Genomic DNA, 18,367 nt, shown 5'->3' with positions numbered 1-18,367 from the left:
TGCGGGCGAAATTCGATCATGGACCTTATCTTCGATTGGAATCGTGGCGCCAAAGTGCTTGGCGAGACGAGGAATTCCGATTTTGGGCATAACGCTTACAGCATTTCGCGCGGATCAAAATCCCAGATGATTGATTTCCAGGCCCAGTATCTGTCGGGCGGAAGCGTGAACGGCGAGCACATTTTGACCGCCCGGACCGCCGCCTCCGCCGCGATCTGATACACCGGGCTGGATTGTGGGGAATCGAGCACCGGCTCCCCTTCGAGCGAGCCGTCGGGGCGCAGCCGCCACCTGAGCGTCACCACCATGGTCTCGATACCGCCGCCGCCACCCGGAAGCTTCCAGCAGCCACGCAGCTGCTGGCTGATCTGGGACCGCAAAAGATCCTGCTCACGCACCGAGAGAACCGGCGCATCGCCTTCGCGCGCACCCGCCGTCGGTCCGGTGTAGTCGGTCGGGTTCTGCGGCTCGGTCGCGGAATTGGGCGCGCCCTTGCGTGTCGGATCCTTGTCCAACAACGCCGCGAGCCGGTCGGCCTGCTGCTGCTTCTTCTTTTTCTCGTCCTCTTTGCGCTTCTGTTCGGCGAGCTTCTTTTTCTGTTCGGCCTTTTTCTTCTCTTCCGCCTTGCGCTTTTCCTCGGCCTTCTTTTTTTCCTCTTCCGCTTTCTTCTTGTCCTCTTCGGCCTTCTTCTGCTCCTCGACCTTGCGTTTCTCGTCCGCCTGCCGCTGCTCCTCCGCCTTCTTTTCCTCTTCAACCTTCTTCAACTCGTCCGGTGTCGGGCCGGGCGGCGGCTCAGGCGGCATGGCCGCGAGCTTTTCGGCGATCGGATCCGGCTTTGGCGGCTCCTCTTTGGGAGGCTCCGGCGGTTTCGGCGGCTCAGGCGGCGGCGCCTCGGCAGCCTTCTTTTCCGGCTCGGGCGGAGGCGCAGGTTCGGACGGAAGCTCCTGCGCGGTCACCGGCTTCGGCTTCTCGGCCTCGAGCTTCGAGACCTCGGGTTTCGGGTTTTCCTTGGCTTTCGCCTCGAGTTCGGTTGCCGTCGTGCTGCCCTTCTTGAGCGCAAGCAGATCCGACGGCGTAATGATCGCGACCTCGATAGGCGCCGGCTCCGGCGGCCTGAGCGGCGGTGTCGAGGCCATTGCGAGATACGCCCACGCGATCGCGCCGGCATGCAGCAGGAAAGAGAGGGTCAGGCCGATCGGCATGGGCACCCTCCGCGCGCGCGCAGATCGCGCACGCCTTGAAGCATGCGAAGCCTCGCCCGGAATGATGTCGCGCGGCCGGCGACGAGCGCCGAAAATCCCCGCCCAAACTGCATCATGCCTTCGTCCTCGTACGTGCTCCGAAGACCAGCATCATCTTCCGGCCCACGATCCCGTAACGACCTCTCCAGACCCCGATCGCTTCAGCTCCTATCAGCCTGACGCGTGAATCGAAGGTCGAACCAAACACCGAGACCATGATCGCTTCGAACAGTCCGAAGCATGAACCAACGGTCCCACCAACGAGTTAGAGCGTGATCGCGGACCACTCAAAACCGATCGCGCTCTACTGGGCGCTAGCCCCTTCTTCCACTTCCGTCACCAGCGACACCTTCTTGAATCCGCCGGCGCTGATGCGGCCCATCACCAGCATCACCGTGCCGTAGGTAATTCCCTTGTCGCCGCGCACGAAGATCTGCTCATCGACGCCGTTCTTCGCGATCGCCTTGAGCTTCTCCGCAACCTCGTCGATTCCGACTTTCGTCTCGCCGATGAAAACATCGCCGTTGGACGAAACAGAGATGGTGAGCGGCTCTTTGTTGCTTTCGAGCTGTTTGCCTTGCGATTGCGGCAGCTCGATCGGCACGCCGACGGTCAGAAGCGGCGCGGCCACCATGAAAATGATGAGCAGCACAAGCATCACGTCGACCATCGGCGTGACGTTGATCTCGCTCATCGGCGCGCTGCGGCGTCCCCTGCGTCTCCGGCCTCCGCCCCCGCCTCCGGCCTTGATGCTCATTCCCATCTAAGGATCAGCTCCTGACGTCGATCTGGCGCGAGACGATCGCGGCGAACTCGTCTGCGAACGCTTCGAGCCGCTGGCTGATATGAGCCGAATCGGCCTGGAACTTGTTGTAGAATACCACCGCCGGGATGGCGGCCATCAGGCCGAGCGCGGTCGCAAACAGCGCTTCCGCGATACCGGGCGCCACGACGGCGAGATTGGTGTTCTTGGAAACCGCGATGGCCTGGAAGCTCGTCATGATGCCCCAGACCGTGCCGAACAGCCCGACGAACGGCGCCGTGGAGCCGACAGTCGCAAGAAACAGCAGGCGGCGGTCTAGGCGCTCCATCTCGCGGCTGATGGTGACGTCCATCACCTTCTCGACACGCAGCTGGATGCCGCCCAGCGCGCGGATGTTGCCCTCGACGGAGCGCTTCCATTCGCGCATCGCCGCGACGAACAGCGCCGCCATCGTGATCGTCTTCCCGCGAGAAAGACCCGTGTAAAGCTCGTCCAGCGACTGGCCGGACCAGAACGTCTGCTCGAAGCGATCGGCTTCGATCTTGGCGCGCCGGAACGCGATCAGCTTCTCGATGATGATCGCCCACGACCAGATCGAGGCAAGCAGCAGGCCGCCCATCACGAACTGGACGGTCGGCGACGCCTGCATGAAAAGTTCGATGAAGGATACGCCATGCGCCTGGGGCGCAAGGGTGGATTGCGTCACGTCTGCGGGATTCATTGCGTCAACCGTCTTTCGAGGCTTGGACCAAGCGCGCGTCGGGTCTCACCGACCGAAAAGGGAAACGTCGGTCTCATCAAAGACCTGGAGCACTTCCGACGAAGCACCTCACGGTACGTCGTAGAAAATACGACAAACAGCCGAGAGCGCGACCGAGATTCCAGGGAACAGCGATCACGCTCCAGAGCGGGCGGCCGAATGCCCCGTAAAGAATGCTGGTGAATCGGCAATCCGCCCCCTGGCAGATCGAACGTGCACTGGCGCGCGCACCCCATCAAGCTCCATGTTGCCGCGCAATATGACAAAACAAGGGCCGTGAACTGGGGCAAATCGGAGCGCCCACGGCCCAGCGAAGCCCCCAAAAGCGTAGTAGACGCAGAGCCGAAGAGCAAAGCTCGCTACACGGAGCGTGGGCCGTAGAGGATCAGCACGGTGCCTGCGAGGCAGATGGCGCCCCCGATCAGATCCCAGCGGTCAGGCCGCATCCCTTCGTATCCCCACAGCCAAGCGAGCGACGCCACGATGTAGATGCCGCCATAAGCCGCGTAAGCGCGCCCGGCGAAATCGCTGTCGACGCGCGTCAAGAGCCACGCGAAAGCGATGAGCGCCGCCACGCCCGGCACCAGCCATAGCGCGGATGCACCCTGCCGGGCCCACGCCCAGAACGCGAAACAGCCGGCAATTTCGCACAACGCCGTCAGGGCAAAGATCCCGATCGCCGTCATCACGGCGCTCCGACTGCGTCCAGAAGCCCGCGCCAAGCGCCGGTCTTCGGATCGTAGGCCTGGATCTCGCCGAGCTCCATGTCGTAGATCCAGCCGTGGATACCGACCCGCCCCTCTGCGACGCCCTTGGCGACGATCTCGTAGGTCATGAGGTTGTCGAGCTGGAACTGGACATGCGCCTTGATCGTCGCGCCGATGCGCTCGGGTTCCGGCACCCGCGCCGCCGCCACCAGCTCGTGCGCACGCCGCGTATATTCGACCCAGCGCCCGAGATGAGCCTCCTGATCGGGCGGAATGGGCTCCGCCAGCGCCTGAATGCCCCCACATCCCGAGTGCCCGCAAACGACGATATCGTCGACGCCGAGATGCGCGAGCGCGTATTCGATCGCTGCTCCCACCGTGTCGTCACCGGCCCAGGACGGCGGCACGCAGTTGGCGATGTTGCGAACTTCGAACAACTCTCCCGGATCCGCCGACGTGATCTGCGACGGCACCACGCGGCTGTCGCAGCAGCCGATCCAGAGCAGCTTGGGCTTCTGCTTCTTGGTGGCGAGATTTTTGAAGAACGTTCTGTCGCGCTCGAATTCGAGGCGGAAGCGCTCGTAGCCCTCGACCGCATCCTTGATATCGAGATCGATCCCGCTTGAATCTTTCGCAGTCGTCATCGTGCCCCCCAGAAACGCCCCCCAAACCCGGCGCCATCATTCCCGCATGTCTATGACTTGTCTATGCGCCTCAATTGTCCGGTTTGAGAACTCTTCCGGTATCGGCCCCTTCGAACGCACTGCGGACCGCCGTCGAGAGCCGCAGCGGCTTGCCGGAAACCGCGACCAGCACCACCGTCACCTCGGCTTCGAACACCCGCCTCTCGCCATTGATCACGGCCTGCAGCAGCGTGACGCTGGCGCCCCCCAGCTCCTTCACCCGCGTCTCGACGATCAGCACGTCGTCCATCCGCGACGGCCGCAGGAAATCGCAGTTCATCCGGCGCACGACGAAAGCCGCGGGCTCGACGCTCACCGAGCCGTCGATGAGACGGCGCGAATCCGTCCCGAGCAGGCGCAGGAAATCCGTCCGCCCCCGCTCGCACCAGCGGATGTAGGAGGCGTGATAGGCGATACCGCCCGCGTCTGTGTCCTCGAAATAGACCCGCACCGGCAGCACATGCCGCCGCCCGCTCGCGTCGTCGATGATCCGGCCCGCGAGATCGGGCCAAGCTTGTTCTGTATCGCTCATGGAAGGTCAGAAATCCAATTGGCGGCCCCGGGTCAAGGGCCGGAGTACATCAGGAAAAGAGTGCTTCCGGAAAAGGGGAGCAGGTCTAGGCGACGTCTTGCCCCGACGCAGCCGTGATCAGCACGATTTCCGGCGGCGCGCCGAACCGGATCGGCAGCGACGAGCACCCAATGCCCGCCGACACGATCATATTGCGCCCCTCTTCGACGATGTGGCCATAGCGATAGCGCTGCCCATACTTGGAGGGAATGGTCGGCGCGTAGCCTGCGATCGTCACCTGCCCGCCGTGCGTATGTCCCGCGAGGGTAAGCGCCACGCGCGACGGCACTTCGGGAAAAATATCGGGCTCGTGCACCATCAGGATCACAGGGGCATCGTCGGTGATTTTTTCGAGCGTCCCTGCGAGATCGTCGACACCTTCATAGGACTCTTCCCGGCGCTTGCCCTTGCGCGCACTGCGCGGCAGCCAGAACGCCCATTGATCGCCGATGCCCGCGATCCAGAACGGCAGGCCATCCTTCTCGAAGCGAAACGCGTCGTTCTCGTAAACCGGAATGCCGGCCGCCTCGAGCGCCACCTGCGACTTCACCGGCCCGCTATGACGGCGCTGTACGTCGATGTCTTCCCACCAATCGTGGTTGCCGAGGATCGCGTGCACGCCAAGCGGCGCCTTGAGGCCGCCGAGCACCGCCGCCCACTCCTCGTGCTTGACCTCGCGGCTCCAATTGCCGATGCGCCCGCCGCGGACATAGTCGCCGAGCATCAGGATCACATCCGCCCCGAGCGCGTTGGTGCGCGCCACGATCCGGCGCAGCCGGTCGAGGCCAAGCCAAGGCTCGCAGATATGAAGGTCGGTCAGCACCGCGATGCGCAGCTCGAGCCCGGGCAGCCAATCCGGCGGCGACACCGAATATCGTGTTACGCCGACGCGGAACGGCTCGGCCAAGGCATATCCGCCGAAGCTCATGGAGCCGACGCCGGTCAGCGCCACGCCTTTCAGAAACTGTCTGCGCGAGAGCAAGGGCGAACTCCGAGATCAAAGCGGATCGGGGCCAACGCAGGCTTCGATCACATCAATCGGCGTCAAAAGATGGCTAAATCGAAGGCGGCCGCGAGTCACCAAATTGCGGGATCAAGGGCTAACGGGCGGTGAAAAAGGCAAATCAAGCAACGCCCTGACCTTAGATTTCCTACGCGCGCTGGCCCATTGGACACGTGAGCGCGCCTCTCTCCTGCCGGCTGCCCGCTGCCTGTTGCCAACCTTCTAGCCCTGCTCTTCCCCCTCCTCGAACGGCAACTCGGGCGTCGCCGCCCGCGCCGGTCCGGAAAGTCCGAGGTGCCGGAACGCCTTCATCGTGACCACGCGTCCGCGCGGCGTTCGGCCGATGAAGCCCTGCTGCAGCAGGTAAGGCTCGACGATCTCTTCCAGAGCATCGCGCGGCTCCGAAAGCGCGGCCGCAATGGTCTCGATGCCGACGGGGCCGCCTTCGTAGCTCTTGGCGATGCACGAGAGATAGCGATGGTCGAGCGCATCGAGGCCGGCGTTGTCCACTTCGAGCGCCCGAAGCGCGACATCGGCCACGCTCGCGTCGATCACGGGCGCGCCAGCGACGGCCGCAAAGTCGCGCACGCGCCGCAGCAGCCGGCCGGCAATGCGCGGCGTACCGCGTGCACGGCGCGCGATCTCAGTCGCCCCATCCGGCGCAATCGGCGCACCCAGCACCCGCGCCCCGCGCGTAACAACGCTCTCCAGCTCTTCGACGGTATAAAAATTGAGCCGGATCGGAATGCCGAAGCGATCACGCAACGGCGTCGTCAACAGGCCCGCCCGCGTCGTCGCGCCGACCAGCGTGAACTTCGCCAGATCGATCCGGACCGAACGCGCCGCCGGCCCTTCGCCGATGATCAGATCGAGCTGAAAATCCTCCATCGCCGGATAGAGGATTTCCTCGATCGCCGGATTGAGGCGGTGAATTTCATCGATGAAGAGCACGTCGCGCTCTTCGAGGTTTGTGAGCAGCGCCGCGAGATCGCCCGCCTTCGAGATCACCGGCCCCGAGGTGGCGCGAAAGCCGACGCCCATCTCCTTGGCCATGATCTGGGCGAGCGTGGTCTTGCCGAGGCCGGGCGGGCCAGCGAACAGCACGTGGTCGAGCGCGTCGCCGCGCGTCTTCGCGGCTTCGATGAAGACGCGAAGGTTTGCGCGCGCCTGCTCCTGGCCCACGAATTCGGTGAGGGAGCGTGGCCGGATCGACGCCTCATAGGCATCCGCCTCGCGCTTCGCTCCGCTGATGAGGCGATCGGTCATGATTTGTTCTGTGGCGATATTCGCCCCCTGGGTCAAGTACGAGCTGACCTCACTGGGGGTCAATTATAGGCTGACACGTGCGGCGAACCTATGCGCGACGGCAGACGAGCCATCCAATCAGCAGCGCGAGGGCCGGCGGCGCCGCCGCGATCAGGCCGTAGGTGAACGCGTGCTTGCCGGTCGCGGCCCGCAGCGCCTCAACCGTGGCCGGATCGGAAGCCGACATATCCATCGGCACGTGCGGCAGCGTCGTATACGCGTAGTAGGCGACAAGCCCGGTCCAGATCAGCGACAAGACCAGCCACACCGGAAACGTGAATACCTTGCCCATCGGACCTGCTCCCTACTGCCTGCTGCTTACCGAACCGCCAATTCCTTCAATCCGCGCCGGATCAGCTTGGCCGTATCCGCCTCCGCGCCAAGCTCCTTCATCGCGGCCGCCACCGCCGCAGACGCCTGCGCCGGATTGTAGCCGAGGTTGGTCAGCGCGGAAATCGCCTCTGCCGCCGCCATGCCCTCGACCGGCACGCCCGATCCGGCAGCGCCGCCCGCAGTCGCCTCCGGCACGTTGAGCCCGGCAACAGACAGCGCCGGCGCCTTGTCCTTCAATTCCGCGACGATGCGCTGCGCGAGCTTCTTGCCGACGCCCGGCGCCTGCTCGACCGCCGCCCAGTTTCCGAGCGCGATGGCATTGGCGAGATCGTGGGTCGAAAGCACGCCGAGCACGCCCAGCGCCACCTTGGAGCCAACCCCCTGCACGTTCTGCAGCGTGCGGAACCAGCTCCGCTCGACTTCGCTCTGAAAGCCGAACAGCTTTATGGAATCCTCGCGCACGTGCGTGTCGATCGTCAGCGTCACCGCTTCGCCGAGCTTGAGGTTGCGCAGCGTTCGCGCCGACAGTTGCACCTCGTAGCCGACGCCGCCCACATCGATGATCGCGTGGGATTCGCCGATTGCATCCACTTTGCCTTTGAGCTGTCCGATCATCCTGCAGCTCCTTCTTTGAGCACACGCCGCGCGAGCGCCGCAGCGCCTCGGTGATTGGCATGGCAGATGGCGATCGCGAGCGCATCCGCCTCGTCCGCGCTCTCGAAGCGCGCTTTCGGCAACAGGAACCCGACCATCGCCTGGATCTGCTTTTTGTCGGCGTGCCCCGCACCCACCACCGCCTTCTTGATCAGGTTCGGCGGATACTCGGCGACCTTGAGGCCCTTCATGGCGGGCGCCAGCAGCGCCATGCCGCGCGCCTGGCCGAGTTTCAGCGTCGCGCGCGGGTTCTCGTTGACGAACGTCTCTTCGACCGCCGCCTCGCTCGCCCCAGAGCCCGCGATCACGCTCGAAAGCCCCTCGTAGATTTCGCGCAGGCGGTAAGCGAGATCCTCGTCCGAGGTCGAGGTGATGAGGCCGGACGACACGTAGGACAGCCGCACGCCATCGCTTTCGATGACGCCCCACCCCGTGCGCCGTAGCCCCGGATCGATGCCGATGATGCGAACCATTCCTGCCCCTCTGTATCCCTTCCGATTACTGCGATTCGCCGCCCCGCACGTTACGCCCCCTTTCCAGATCCCAGGCCCGGCCCTAGGTTGGCGCACGTTCAGCGGAGCGGAATGCCATGCGACATGCGAGAGGCCTCGGCGCAGCACTGGCGGCAATCGCCACCATCGGTTTCGGAACCGCCGCACTGGCGGCCGACGCCGAATTCCTGTGCCTCAAGGACCTGAAAGCCCCTTTGGAGGGCCTGTCGATCGCCTGTTACACGGAAAAAGGCTGCGCGTTCGTCGAGGCGCAAAAAGCCGAGCCTCTGCCCGACTATGACCAGGAAAGCGTGCCTTATGCTTTAGGGCGCGAGAAGATCGAGGGCATCGTCACATCCTCGGCCTCGATCATGAAGAAGATCAAAGAGTTCGACTACGCCTGCCGCAAGCTGGACTGACCCTGCCGACACGATAATCCCACCTAATGAGCGAGATCCTGCATGCCGACGACCTTCGACCTTGGCACCAACGAATGGATGATGATCTGGGGAGCCGGCGTCGCGCTACTCGGCGTGATCATCATGTGGCGCGTCTCGCGCTATGACCTCGCCGGAGCCGCCTTCGACAGCGCTTGGCAGGTCGCGACCGGTCAGCGCTCGGCAGAGAACCCGACCGCGCTCGAGCAAAAACTGCGTGACATCAACGCCGAGGCGTCCGCCACCGGCAAGGCCAAGCGGGCCGCCGGCACTGTGATCGGGCATTTCGCGGCCAAGGTCGCAAACTTTATCGCGATCATCCTGCTGCTGGTCGGCGCGGGTCTCGCCGCCGCCGGTTACTGGTGGCGCTGACCAGCCTGGACAACAAAAAGGCCTCCTGTCCAACAGGACAGGAGGCCTTCTTTTTTGAGCGCATGGCCTGCCCAAGAGCGGCTTATTCGTGCTGCATGACCTTGTCGGCCACCGTGATCAGGCCGGTCTCGGTGCTTTGAGCACACGCCTTGCCGACCTCGTAGCCCTGCTGCTGCAGCCTCTCCTTGTCGATGATCTTGTCTTCGGCGTAGCTGGCATAATAGCCGGCGAGCCACATCATGATGACGGCCAGACCATCCTTGTCGTCCTCGTTGGCAGCCTCGACGATCCGCTGGCACTTGATGGTCGCGAGATCGACGGCCTCCGAAGATACGTCCGTCGCGTTCTCGCCCATGAACTTCTCGGATGCGGAATAAACGCCGACCTTCGGATGCTTCTTGCAGTACTCGACGGTGCGTTGGACATCGGCCTTCAGCGCTTCGAAATCGACGACGGTGCCTTGCTCCTCGGTAGCGTGATAGCCCGCCATCCACGACAGCAGAACCGCTGCGCCGAAATGATCGTCACTGGATTGCGAGATTTCGGCTTCGGCTAGCTCGCTACAGGTCACAGTCGTGGCATCGATGCCACCGGCAGAGGCTGGCAACGAGAACGCGAAAAGGAAGGGAACGAGCAAGGCGAGGGAAGGACGCAACATGCGCTAGGCTCCAGTGACGCGCCGGGCAGCCCGATGGGGCGGCCTTGAGATCCGGTGCCGCCACTGTTCAGCAAGCGCATTAATTTAGCTCTAGCGAGCATATGCGCAGGCCGCGCGGCCCATCCGCACGGTAAACGCCCGCCAAAGCCAATGCCACAAATCCAATAGATTGCGGTGCCGTCCCGCCGAAAAAGCCAAAGGGCACCCGGTTATCCCAGGTGCCCTCGGCAGCCCCACGCAAAAAAGTATGCAAGCCGTTGTTAGATCAGCTTGCCCATCGCCACGGCCGTATCGGCCATGCGGTTCGAGAAGCCCCACTCGTTGTCGTACCAGGAAAGAACGCGCACCAGCGTGCCGTCCATGACCTTGGTCTGGTCGAGATGGAAGATCGACGAGCGCGGATCGTGGTTGAAGTCGCTCGAAACGTTCGGCTGGTCGGTGACGCCGAGGACGCCCTTGAGCGCCTGCGAAGCCGCCGCCTTGATGCCGGCGTTGATCTCGTCCTTGGTCGTCTCGTGCTTGGCGATGAACTTGAAGTCCACGACCGACACGTTCGGCGTCGGCACGCGGATCGACGTGCCGTCCAGCTTGCCGTTGAGCTCCGGCAGCACGAGGCCAACGGCTTTCGCCGCGCCCGTCGTGGTTGGGATCATCGACAGCGCCGCCGCACGGCCGCGATAAAGATCCTTATGCAGCGTATCCAGCGTCGGCTGATCGCCGGTGTAGCTGTGAATGGTCGTCATGAAGCCCTTCTCGATGCCGACCAGATCGTTCAGCACCTTGGCGACCGGCGCCAGGCAGTTGGTCGTGCACGAGGCGTTCGAGACCACCAGGTGATCCTTGGTCAACTTCTCGTGGTTGACGCCGTAGACGACCGTCAGATCGGCGCCGTCCGCCGGCGCCGAGACGAGCACGCGCTTGGCACCCGCCGCGAGATGCGCCGAAGCTTTTTCCTTGCTGGTGAAAATGCCGGTGCACTCGAGCGCGATGTCGACGCCCATCTCCTTGTGCGGCAGCTCGGCCGGGTTCTTGACGGCCGTCACCTTGATCGGCCCGCGGCCGAGGTCGATGCTGTCGCCCTTGACCGTCACTTCACCGGGAAAACGTCCATGCACGCTGTCGAAGCGCAACAGATGCGCGTTCGTCTCGACCGGGCCGAGATCGTTGATGGCGACCACCTCGATGTCGGTGCGCCCGGACTCGTAGATCGCGCGCAGCACGTTGCGGCCGATGCGGCCAAATCCGTTGATCGCGACCTTGAGTGCCATGAAACATCCTCCAATCGGGCAGGCTGATTATGTTGGGCGGGGTGACGCATATACGACACAATGCGCCAGCTGGATCGCCGGGCGGGCGCCATTAAGTTGGCCAGGCCCCACCCTGTCAATGCCATCTCCCGCCACACCTCGCCCCTCCGGCAAATTTGATTGCGACCCTGCGCATTCCGCACGGGCAATTTCTTGCGCCGCAAGATCAATTTACCTATGCTGCCGGGACCGCGCGAGCGAAGCCGAATTGGCCTCCGTCAGCGCGCGTTAGGGGGATGCAGTTAACTCATGGTGCAGCGGGTGAAAGAAAAGGCAAAGCGTCCGGCTGCCGGACGCACCAAGGAGCAGGCTTCACCCTCACCTGCCGCCACATCCGGCGACGCGCGCGTTAAGGCTCTCGAACAGGAGCGTGATCGCCTCAAGGCTGAGCTTGAAGAGGCGCGCCAGCGCATCGCCGCCTTGGAGGAAAGTCGAAGCGCCGTCGCAAGCCGGATCGACTGGGTCATCGAGTCGCTCAGCGGCGCTGTCGATAGAAACGACTGAACCCTCGCTTTTTTGCCCCCCGGCCCCTATGTTGATCTGGCTGCGGGGCTCGTCAGGAACAAATATTCTCCAGGGCCTATAAGATCTGCCTGGGAGCTGTCCCTGGCCGGGACCGTGGTCCCGGACATATGGCGCCCACCTTACATTTGTAGGGACCCGGCGAGATCAACGTTCCAACGGCCACCGCGGCACTTTCCTATAAGAGCCGGCACGGACCGCCCGTTTCGAGGCGATCGCGCCATCCAACCGCGGACGCGCCTTGGACAACCCTGCTCCCCCGACATCGGTCGACGACCAGAAGAAACAGATGCGCCGCGCAGCGAAGCTCGCGCGGAAGGAAGCGTTCGCCGAGCTCGGCGCCGAAGCCCCTGACGACATCGCGCGCCATGGCATTGCTTTCGCGGGCAAACCCGCGCCCGCCATCGTGTCGGGCTTTCTCACCATCGGCGAGGAGATCGATCCCGCGCCGCTCATGCGCCGCCTGCTGGGAGAAGGCTACAGCCTTTGCCTTCCGGTGATGGAGGGCAAAGGAAAGCCCCTGGTGTTTCGCGCCTGGAAGCCGGGAGACCCGCTCGCCGAAACCACCTGGGGTATCCGCGAGCCCCTGCCCGAAGCCCCGGCCGTCGATCCGGATATCGTGCTCGGCCCCCTGCTCGCGTTCGACGCTGTGGGCTATCGGCTCGGTTATGGCGGCGGCTTCTACGACCGCACCCTCGCGCGGCTACGCGCCCTTAAGCCTGTCGTCTCGATCGGCATCGCCTTCGACGAGCAGCGGGTCGACGCCGTCCCCCATGTCGACTATGACGAACGCCTCGACTGGATCCTGACGCCGTCCGGCCCCCTCCGCTGTTCGGCATGAAGAAGAAAAACTGATGCGCCTTCTGTTCCTCGGAGACATCGTCGGCCGCGCCGGCCGCAAGGCCGCGGTCGAGGCCATCCCTCGCCTGCGCGAGCGCTATAAACTCGATTTCGTCGTCATCAACGGCGAGAACGCGGCTGGCGGCTTCGGCATCACCGAAGCCATCCATCAGGAGCTGATCGACGCCGGGGCCGATGCCGTCACGCTCGGCAATCACGCCTTCGATCAGAAGGACACTCTCGTCTTCATCGGCCGCCAGGAACGGCTGATCCGCCCGATCAACTTCCCACCCGGCACGCCCGGACGCGGCGCCGCCATGCTGAAAGCCAAGAACGGCGCCGATGTTCTCGTGATCAACGCCATGGGCCGCGTCTTCATGACCGAGCTCGATTGCCCGTTCCGCGCCATCGACCGCGAGATCACCACCTGCGGCCTGAAATCCGGCGCCGACGTGATCCTCGTCGACTTTCACGCCGAAGCGACGAGCGAGAAACAGGCGCTCGGCTATTTCGTCGACGGACGCGTCAGCGTCGTCGTCGGCACCCACACCCACACGCCGACCGCAGACGAGCGCATCCTGCCGAGCGGCACCGCTTACATGTCGGATGCCGGTATGTGCGGCGACTACAATTCCGTGCTCGGCATGGACACCGACGAACCGCTGAACCGCTTCCTCACGCGCTTGCCGCGCGAGCGCTTCGAGCCCGCCCTAGGCCCCGCCACGGTGTCCGGACTCGCCGTCGAGATCGACGACAAGACAGGCCTTGCGGTGCGCGTAAAAAGTTTGCGGCTCGGAGGCGTTTTGGAGCCTGCCGAGCCGCTCTTTTGGATCGAGTGAGAGAAACTCGAGAGAGATTGAGAGAGTATCTATGGCAACCGCTTGAGGAGGGGGATTATCCCGCCCTCAGCGCAACGATGAGCATGCTCACCCTGTCCGCGATTGGGCATTGGCGGTATGGCGTAAATCTTAATTGATTCTATTCAGCCCCGCGAGATGGCGCCAGGGGTGATTTTGTGATTGCAAAGGCAACAGTTCGCTCGAAAAGTCCGCAACCTCGCCACCTTTGCCGGGTATCTGCCCACCCTCGAAAACCGGATGACTGTCCCTGATTTAGGCCGTTTTCGAGCCCTTAGGGGGGTTGACCGGCGCCAGACGGCCGCTCATTAAATCGGACGCAAAGCACACCCCCCTGATCGAAACAATCAGCAAACCAGAAAACAGCCTCGGAAACGAACATGGCCGGCCATTCAGCATTCAAGAACATCATGCACAAGAAGGGGCGCAAGGATGCGGCCCGGGCCAAGATGTTCGCCAAGTTCGCGCGTGAAATCACGGTGGCGGCCAAGTCCGGCATGCCCGACCCCGCCATGAACCCCCGCCTGCGTCTCGCCATCCAGACGGCCCGCGCCGAAAACATGCCGAAAGACAACATCGAGCGCGCCATCAAGAAGGCGCAGGGCGGCGATAGCGAAGCCTACGAAACCATCCGCTACGAAGGCTATGCGCCGGGCGGCGTTGCCGTCATCGCCGAAGCATTGACCGATAACCGCAATCGCACCGGCGGCGCCGTCCGCGCGGTCTTCACGAAACACGGCGGCAACCTCGCCGCCACCGGGGCCGTCGCTCACATGTTCCAGCATGTCGGAGAAATTCGCTTCAAGACGGCCGCGGGTTCGCCCGACAGCGTGCTCGAAGCCGCCATCGACGCCGGCGCCGACGATGCCGTGTCGGACGCTTCCGGCCACCTCGTGACCTGCTCATTCGACAGCCTCGGCACGATCGCGGCCGCACTCGAGGAAAAACTCGGTGAACCCGAAAGCGTCAAAGCCGTTTGGAAACCAAATCTCAGCACCGAGGTGGACGAGGACAACGCTGAATCCATCATGAAGCTGATTGCCGCCCTGGAAGACGACGACGACGTTCAGAACGTTTTCGCCAACTTCGAGGTGTCGGAGGAAGTGTTGAAGAAACTCACGGCCGCATAAACGCGCCGCAGGTCGCACGCACGATCAGGCGCATTCGAAATGAACCAGAAGAGAACGAACGGGACGAGAGGCACATGACCGAGAAGCTCGCAGACATCGCACAAGCCATGGTAGCGCCCGGCAAAGGCATTCTGGCCGCCGACGAAAGCTCCGGCACCATCAAGAAGCGCTTCGACAAGATCGGCGTCACCTCGACTGAGGACACCCGCCGCGACTATCGCGAGATGCTGTTCCGCGCCAACGACGCGATGAAGAACTACGTCTCGGGCGTCATCCTGTATGATGAGACCATCCGCCAGAAGGCCAAGGACGGCACCACGCTCGTCGAAGTCATGAAAGCCGCTGGCTCCATTCCCGGTATCAAGGTCGACGTCGGCGCCAAGCCGCTTGCGGGCCCAACCTCCAAGATCGAAACCATCACCGAAGGCCTCGACGGCCTGCGTGAGCGCCTCGCGGAGTACCACAAGCTCGGCGCCCGCTTCGCCAAATGGCGCGCCGTCATCACCATCGCCGATGGCCTTCCCACCTGGAACTGCGTCAAGGCCAACGCCCACGCCCTCGCCCGTTACGCCATCCTTTGCCAGGAGGCCGGCATCGTTCCGATCGTCGAGCCGGAAGTGCTGATGGACGGCGAGCATGCGGGTCATGACATCGACGAGTGCTATCGCGTCACCGAGTGGACGCTGCGCACCGTGTTCCGCGAACTCTACGACGCCCGCGTCGAACTCGAAGGCATGATCCTGAAGCCGAACATGGTGATCGCCGGCCAGAAGTCGGCCAAGCAGGCTTCCGCCGAGGAAGTCGCCGAAAAGACGCTGCGCTGCCTGAAGTCGACGGTTCCCACCTCCGTCCCCGGCATCGCCTTCCTCTCGGGTGGCCAGTCGGATGAAATCGCGACCCAGCATCTTTCACTGATGAACGCGGCAGGAAATCTGCCCTGGGCTCTGACCTTCTCCTACGGCCGCGCGTTGCAGGCCGCAGCCCTCACCGCTTGGGGTGGAAAGTCGGAGAACGTCGCCGCCGGGCAGCGCGCCTTCACGCATCGTGCCCGCATGAACAGCCTTGCCGCCCTCGGCAAGTGGGATGCGAAGCTCGAAAAGGCCGCCTGAGCGAAAAATTTCGGAGCGAGGGAACCAAACCGGTCCCCGCCCGTTGTTCCCTTACCTTCGGGCCAATGGAACGAAGGCCAAATATCAAGGCGCGACGAGCCCCCCTCGTTGCGCCTTGATTGCATTCGACGGCCTGATTGCGTGTGGGACGCTTATGCTCGCGCACGCCTTTTCATTCGCCAATGCGCCACTCAAAACGAAACGCGCCGGACCTTTCGATCCGGCGCGCAAGATTGAATAGCTTCGAACCGAAAGGCTCAGTTCATCCAGAAGCCGGCAATGGCATCCGCCAGGTTGTCGGGACCAGCCTTGTACTTCTTCTTTTTCGCCGCCTGCGCATTGCTCGCTGGCGCCGTCCCCTGATCGGAAGACGACATCTCGACCGCAGGCTCGAGGCGCAGCGTCTTGCCGGTAAGCGCTGCCGACAACCGGCCATCGTATCCGTAAAGATCGCCGAACGTGGAAACGTGTCCGTTCTCGTCCGCCACCGCGGTGAAGTAGGTCATGTGGACGGGGATCGGATTCTTGAGCTTCACGTCGCCGCCGCCGGACGCGATGGCGGAAGCCTGATCGGCGCTGAGACCGTTGCCTTCCGCGATCATGATCTCCGCGAACTGCCTCGGATTGCGCACGCGGATGCACCCATGCGACAGCGCCCGGTTCGGCTGCTCGAACAGAGAGCGCTCGATGGTGTCGTGCATGTAGACGTCGTGCTTGTTCGGGAACAGGAACTTCACGGTTCCGAGCGGGTTCTTGCCGCCCGATGGCTGTATGAAGCTGTAGTTGCGAACATCTGCCGTGGTCCAGTCGACGCTGTCGGGATCGATCTTCCGACCCCCGCGATAGACGTCGAGCCCGTAGGCACGAATGATGTTTCCGCCGCCGCCGCCGCCGAAGAACAGGAAGCCGCCGCCGGCCGAGCGCAGCCGCGGCGCCAGCTCGCGGGTCTTGATGCCGTCCGGCATGCCCCACGACGGATTGAACACGACCGTCTTCATGGTCTCGGAGAACACCGGCGTCGCCCACTGCGGCAGACCGACGATGATCCGCTCCTTGAAGATCACCTCGCCGTTCTTGATGGTGCGCGTCGTATATTCGGGAATGTTGTTCCACACGTAGGTGCTGCCGAGGCTATCCGGCATCCACCGCCAGCGCTCCATGTTGATCACGATGAGCTGCGTGCCGCGCTCGGGATCGGGCTTGCGGTGCGCATCGACCTCCTTGTTGAGCGCCGTGCGCGTGGCCTTCGAAAGCTGGCCATTGGCCGTGAGCCCACGCTCGACCTGATAGGCCTTGAGCGCCAGCTCGAGCTTGTCGTCGAACAGCGTCTCCTTGGCGCCGGCCTCAGCCGGAACCTTGAGACGCTGGCGGAGCAGCGCGACCTCAGGCGCATCCGCGCCTTTCTTCAGCGTTGCCTTCGTAGAGGGCACCAGCACCTTCAGCGCCGGATCGATTTCGACTTCGGGCTCGGCCGGGCCGCGCGCCTTGAGCAAGGCCTTCTGCAGCTGCAGGAACTGCGGATGCGTCGGCTGAAGCCCACGTAGATAAGCATCCGGAGAAGCCGTCCCAGCCAAATCCGTGAGCACGACCTTGGGATCTTTGATTGGAGGCGTCACGTCGTTGATGCGGCTGATCGACTGCGGATTGATCCGCCCGCCCTTCGCAAACCGCGCATACTTGAGAAGCTCGAGCGTCAGCTTGCCTTCGGCCGCTGCAAGCGCGTCGGTCGAAGGGGAGGATTCGGCAAGAGAGGGCAAATCGAACGCCGATGCGGAAAGTCCCCAATCCTCGGCCTTCTTCACTTCAGCGATTGCGCTCTTGGCCTTGGCATTGAAGCCGCTGCCTTCGATCCACAGCGGCCCCTCGGTGCGTGCCTCATAGAACGCGACCGCAGCGGCTACGTCATCCTTGGCGACCTTGCCGGTGTTGGCGGATGTGCCGAGCCACGTGCGCGTGGCAAGAGTGATCGGATCGACGGCGGGCGGAGCTGGTGGTGGCGTTGCAGCCTGGGTTGCAGGCGCGGGCGCCGCAGGAGCAGCCGTTGCGGCAGCCGGAGTTGTGGAGGATGGCGCGGCAGCAGCGGGCGCTGCCGGCGCACTGGCTGGCGCTTCGCTTGCGGCAGCGGGAGCCGGCGTTGCGGCTGGCGTAGTAGGCGCAGCGCTAGGAGAGGAAGGCGCCGCCGCAGGAGCCGAAGGTGCCACGGCGTTGGCCACGGCACCGGCTTCGGAATTCTTTGGAGCCTCAGCCGAACTGCCCGAATTGGGCAAAGCCGACGTTTCGGCCGGCGTAGCAGATGGAGACGAGGTGGCCGAGGAAGAAGCAGCGGGAACCGCCTGCGCCGCCGGTGGCGTTTCCGCTGCCGTTGTCTGCGCACCGGCGCCGGAAGCGATAACTGTCGTCGCAGCGAGCCCGGCGGCCAAACCCAGGAAAGATGAGCGCGGGAAAACGATCGTGAGCATCAAATCAGCTCCGTCAAAGTGAGACGCGGCACCCCGTAAATCTTCGGCAAACCCTCAGCACCAATCCGCGAGGAGTGCGGACACAGCATGGCGATTTCATGCCCTTGCGCCCTCAGGGACACGGCCAACCTTAACGGCGGCTTATCCCCCACCCTGCGTTCACCC

The 18,367-nt window shown here is 63.7% G+C and carries 21 protein-coding genes and 1 other RNA gene; 8 read left to right on the top strand and 14 right to left on the bottom strand.

Features of this window, described 5'->3' with window-relative positions:
* Positions 1-95: 95 nt before the first annotated feature.
* From RCO24_RS18730 to ruvC, 11 genes are all read right to left on the bottom strand, one after another.
* A complete protein-coding gene (locus tag RCO24_RS18730; protein ID WP_308964209.1) occupies positions 96-1,202 on the bottom strand; it encodes a protein TolA in 1,107 nt (368 codons plus the stop codon).
* A 343-nt stretch (positions 1,203-1,545) separates the two neighbouring features.
* Positions 1,546-2,004 (bottom strand): protein TolR, encoded by a 459-nt coding sequence (gene tolR, locus RCO24_RS18725; RefSeq protein ID WP_308964208.1) that lies wholly within the window; start codon positions 2,002-2,004, stop codon positions 1,546-1,548.
* A gap of 7 nt (positions 2,005-2,011) precedes the next feature.
* Positions 2,012-2,725 carry a protein TolQ gene (gene tolQ / locus RCO24_RS18720; RefSeq protein WP_308964207.1) on the bottom strand — a complete coding sequence of 238 codons (714 nt, stop codon included), beginning with the start codon at positions 2,723-2,725 and terminating at the stop codon, positions 2,012-2,014.
* Positions 2,726-3,123: 398 nt separating this feature from the next.
* Complete coding sequence (locus tag RCO24_RS18715; RefSeq protein ID WP_308964206.1) at positions 3,124-3,450, bottom strand: YnfA family protein; 327 nt, start codon at positions 3,448-3,450, stop codon at positions 3,124-3,126.
* Positions 3,450-4,115 (bottom strand): carbonic anhydrase, encoded by a 666-nt coding sequence (locus tag RCO24_RS18710; RefSeq protein ID WP_308964205.1) that lies wholly within the window; start codon positions 4,113-4,115, stop codon positions 3,450-3,452. The genes RCO24_RS18715 and RCO24_RS18710 overlap by 1 nt, the downstream gene beginning before the upstream one ends.
* A gap of 70 nt (positions 4,116-4,185) precedes the next feature.
* Positions 4,186-4,686 (bottom strand): YbgC/FadM family acyl-CoA thioesterase, encoded by a 501-nt coding sequence (locus RCO24_RS18705; protein ID WP_308964204.1) that lies wholly within the window; start codon positions 4,684-4,686, stop codon positions 4,186-4,188.
* 85 nt (positions 4,687-4,771) lie between these two features.
* Positions 4,772-5,707 (bottom strand): metallophosphoesterase, encoded by a 936-nt coding sequence (locus RCO24_RS18700; protein ID WP_308964203.1) that lies wholly within the window; start codon positions 5,705-5,707, stop codon positions 4,772-4,774.
* Positions 5,708-5,950: 243 nt separating this feature from the next.
* Positions 5,951-6,994, bottom strand: a complete 1,044-nt coding sequence (gene ruvB / locus RCO24_RS18695) for a Holliday junction branch migration DNA helicase RuvB (RefSeq protein ID WP_308964202.1) — start codon at positions 6,992-6,994, stop codon at positions 5,951-5,953.
* Between the two features lie 88 nt (positions 6,995-7,082).
* Entirely contained in the window at positions 7,083-7,325 is a 243-nt protein-coding gene (locus tag RCO24_RS18690; RefSeq protein ID WP_308964201.1) for a hypothetical protein, read from the bottom strand.
* Positions 7,326-7,351: 26 nt separating this feature from the next.
* Complete coding sequence (gene ruvA, locus RCO24_RS18685; protein WP_308964200.1) at positions 7,352-7,981, bottom strand: Holliday junction branch migration protein RuvA; 630 nt, start codon at positions 7,979-7,981, stop codon at positions 7,352-7,354.
* Entirely contained in the window at positions 7,978-8,493 is a 516-nt protein-coding gene (ruvC, locus tag RCO24_RS18680) for a crossover junction endodeoxyribonuclease RuvC (protein WP_308964199.1), read from the bottom strand. The genes ruvA and ruvC overlap by 4 nt, the downstream gene beginning before the upstream one ends.
* Before the next feature lie 116 nt (positions 8,494-8,609).
* Between ruvC and RCO24_RS18675 the strand changes: the two genes are divergently transcribed.
* Both RCO24_RS18675 and RCO24_RS18670 read left to right on the top strand, forming a co-directional pair.
* Positions 8,610-8,930: a hypothetical protein gene (locus RCO24_RS18675; RefSeq protein WP_308964198.1), complete on the top strand. Its 321-nt coding sequence runs from the start codon at positions 8,610-8,612 to the stop codon at positions 8,928-8,930.
* A 42-nt stretch (positions 8,931-8,972) separates the two neighbouring features.
* Positions 8,973-9,320: a hypothetical protein gene (locus RCO24_RS18670; RefSeq protein WP_308964197.1), complete on the top strand. Its 348-nt coding sequence runs from the start codon at positions 8,973-8,975 to the stop codon at positions 9,318-9,320.
* 82 nt (positions 9,321-9,402) lie between these two features.
* On the opposite strand, the gene RCO24_RS18665 is transcribed toward RCO24_RS18670, so the two are convergent.
* Both RCO24_RS18665 and gap read right to left on the bottom strand, forming a co-directional pair.
* Positions 9,403-9,978 carry an HdeA/HdeB family chaperone gene (locus RCO24_RS18665; protein WP_308964196.1) on the bottom strand — a complete coding sequence of 192 codons (576 nt, stop codon included), beginning with the start codon at positions 9,976-9,978 and terminating at the stop codon, positions 9,403-9,405.
* Positions 9,979-10,238: 260 nt separating this feature from the next.
* Positions 10,239-11,246, bottom strand: a complete 1,008-nt coding sequence (gap, locus tag RCO24_RS18660) for a type I glyceraldehyde-3-phosphate dehydrogenase (RefSeq protein WP_308964195.1) — start codon at positions 11,244-11,246, stop codon at positions 10,239-10,241.
* Between the two features lie 288 nt (positions 11,247-11,534).
* Here gap and RCO24_RS18655 point away from each other — a divergent pair, with 288 nt between their 5' ends.
* The 6 genes from RCO24_RS18655 (at position 11,535) to RCO24_RS18630 (ending at position 15,743) form a co-directional block, all read left to right on the top strand.
* Positions 11,535-11,789 carry a DUF4164 family protein gene (locus RCO24_RS18655; RefSeq protein WP_308964194.1) on the top strand — a complete coding sequence of 85 codons (255 nt, stop codon included), beginning with the start codon at positions 11,535-11,537 and terminating at the stop codon, positions 11,787-11,789.
* A gap of 34 nt (positions 11,790-11,823) precedes the next feature.
* A non-coding RNA gene (ssrS, locus tag RCO24_RS18650) (6S RNA) lies at positions 11,824-11,985 on the top strand.
* Between the two features lie 111 nt (positions 11,986-12,096).
* On the top strand, positions 12,097-12,648 hold the full coding sequence (locus tag RCO24_RS18645; RefSeq protein ID WP_308964193.1) for a 5-formyltetrahydrofolate cyclo-ligase: 552 nt from the start codon (positions 12,097-12,099) through the stop codon (positions 12,646-12,648).
* Between the two features lie 13 nt (positions 12,649-12,661).
* The gene (locus RCO24_RS18640; protein WP_308964192.1) at positions 12,662-13,486 is read left to right on the top strand and encodes a TIGR00282 family metallophosphoesterase; all 825 of its coding nucleotides are present in this window, start codon (positions 12,662-12,664) and stop codon (positions 13,484-13,486) included.
* A gap of 398 nt (positions 13,487-13,884) precedes the next feature.
* A complete protein-coding gene (locus RCO24_RS18635; protein ID WP_308964191.1) occupies positions 13,885-14,634 on the top strand; it encodes a YebC/PmpR family DNA-binding transcriptional regulator in 750 nt (249 codons plus the stop codon).
* Between the two features lie 74 nt (positions 14,635-14,708).
* Complete coding sequence (locus tag RCO24_RS18630; RefSeq protein WP_308964190.1) at positions 14,709-15,743, top strand: class I fructose-bisphosphate aldolase; 1,035 nt, start codon at positions 14,709-14,711, stop codon at positions 15,741-15,743.
* A gap of 257 nt (positions 15,744-16,000) precedes the next feature.
* On the opposite strand, the gene RCO24_RS18625 is transcribed toward RCO24_RS18630, so the two are convergent.
* Entirely contained in the window at positions 16,001-18,202 is a 2,202-nt protein-coding gene (locus RCO24_RS18625) for a L,D-transpeptidase family protein (protein ID WP_308964189.1), read from the bottom strand.
* Positions 18,203-18,367: the final 165 nt, after the last annotated feature.

The organism is Hyphomicrobium sp. LHD-15, from assembly GCF_031157355.1.
Classification (GTDB): Bacteria; Pseudomonadota; Alphaproteobacteria; order Rhizobiales; family Hyphomicrobiaceae; genus Hyphomicrobium_C.
This window is presented reverse-complemented; position numbering and strand designations above follow the sequence as displayed.

Excerpts from the sequence above, each read along its gene's own strand:
- RCO24_RS18645 (WP_308964193.1), top strand. The coding sequence starts at position 12,097 with ATGCGCCGCGCAGCGAAGCTCGCGCGGAAGGAAGCGTTCGCCGAGCTC.
- tolR (WP_308964208.1), bottom strand. The coding sequence starts at position 2,004 with ATGGGAATGAGCATCAAGGCCGGAGGCGGGGGCGGAGGCCGGAGACGC.
- ruvA (WP_308964200.1), bottom strand. The coding sequence starts at position 7,981 with ATGATCGGACAGCTCAAAGGCAAAGTGGATGCAATCGGCGAATCCCAC.
- RCO24_RS18655 (WP_308964194.1), top strand. The coding sequence starts at position 11,535 with ATGGTGCAGCGGGTGAAAGAAAAGGCAAAGCGTCCGGCTGCCGGACGC.
- RCO24_RS18630 (WP_308964190.1), top strand. The coding sequence starts at position 14,709 with ATGACCGAGAAGCTCGCAGACATCGCACAAGCCATGGTAGCGCCCGGC.
- tolQ (WP_308964207.1), bottom strand. The coding sequence starts at position 2,725 with ATGAATCCCGCAGACGTGACGCAATCCACCCTTGCGCCCCAGGCGCAT.
- ruvB (WP_308964202.1), bottom strand. The coding sequence starts at position 6,994 with ATGACCGATCGCCTCATCAGCGGAGCGAAGCGCGAGGCGGATGCCTAT.
- RCO24_RS18635 (WP_308964191.1), top strand. The coding sequence starts at position 13,885 with ATGGCCGGCCATTCAGCATTCAAGAACATCATGCACAAGAAGGGGCGC.
- RCO24_RS18730 (WP_308964209.1), bottom strand. The coding sequence starts at position 1,202 with ATGCCGATCGGCCTGACCCTCTCTTTCCTGCTGCATGCCGGCGCGATC.
- gap (WP_308964195.1), bottom strand. The coding sequence starts at position 11,246 with ATGGCACTCAAGGTCGCGATCAACGGATTTGGCCGCATCGGCCGCAAC.
- RCO24_RS18670 (WP_308964197.1), top strand. The coding sequence starts at position 8,973 with ATGCCGACGACCTTCGACCTTGGCACCAACGAATGGATGATGATCTGG.
- RCO24_RS18675 (WP_308964198.1), top strand. The coding sequence starts at position 8,610 with ATGCGACATGCGAGAGGCCTCGGCGCAGCACTGGCGGCAATCGCCACC.
- RCO24_RS18640 (WP_308964192.1), top strand. The coding sequence starts at position 12,662 with ATGCGCCTTCTGTTCCTCGGAGACATCGTCGGCCGCGCCGGCCGCAAG.
- RCO24_RS18665 (WP_308964196.1), bottom strand. The coding sequence starts at position 9,978 with ATGTTGCGTCCTTCCCTCGCCTTGCTCGTTCCCTTCCTTTTCGCGTTC.
- RCO24_RS18690 (WP_308964201.1), bottom strand. The coding sequence starts at position 7,325 with ATGGGCAAGGTATTCACGTTTCCGGTGTGGCTGGTCTTGTCGCTGATC.
- RCO24_RS18715 (WP_308964206.1), bottom strand. The coding sequence starts at position 3,450 with ATGACGGCGATCGGGATCTTTGCCCTGACGGCGTTGTGCGAAATTGCC.
- RCO24_RS18705 (WP_308964204.1), bottom strand. The coding sequence starts at position 4,686 with ATGAGCGATACAGAACAAGCTTGGCCCGATCTCGCGGGCCGGATCATC.
- RCO24_RS18625 (WP_308964189.1), bottom strand. The coding sequence starts at position 18,202 with ATGCTCACGATCGTTTTCCCGCGCTCATCTTTCCTGGGTTTGGCCGCC.
- ruvC (WP_308964199.1), bottom strand. The coding sequence starts at position 8,493 with ATGGTTCGCATCATCGGCATCGATCCGGGGCTACGGCGCACGGGGTGG.
- RCO24_RS18710 (WP_308964205.1), bottom strand. The coding sequence starts at position 4,115 with ATGACGACTGCGAAAGATTCAAGCGGGATCGATCTCGATATCAAGGAT.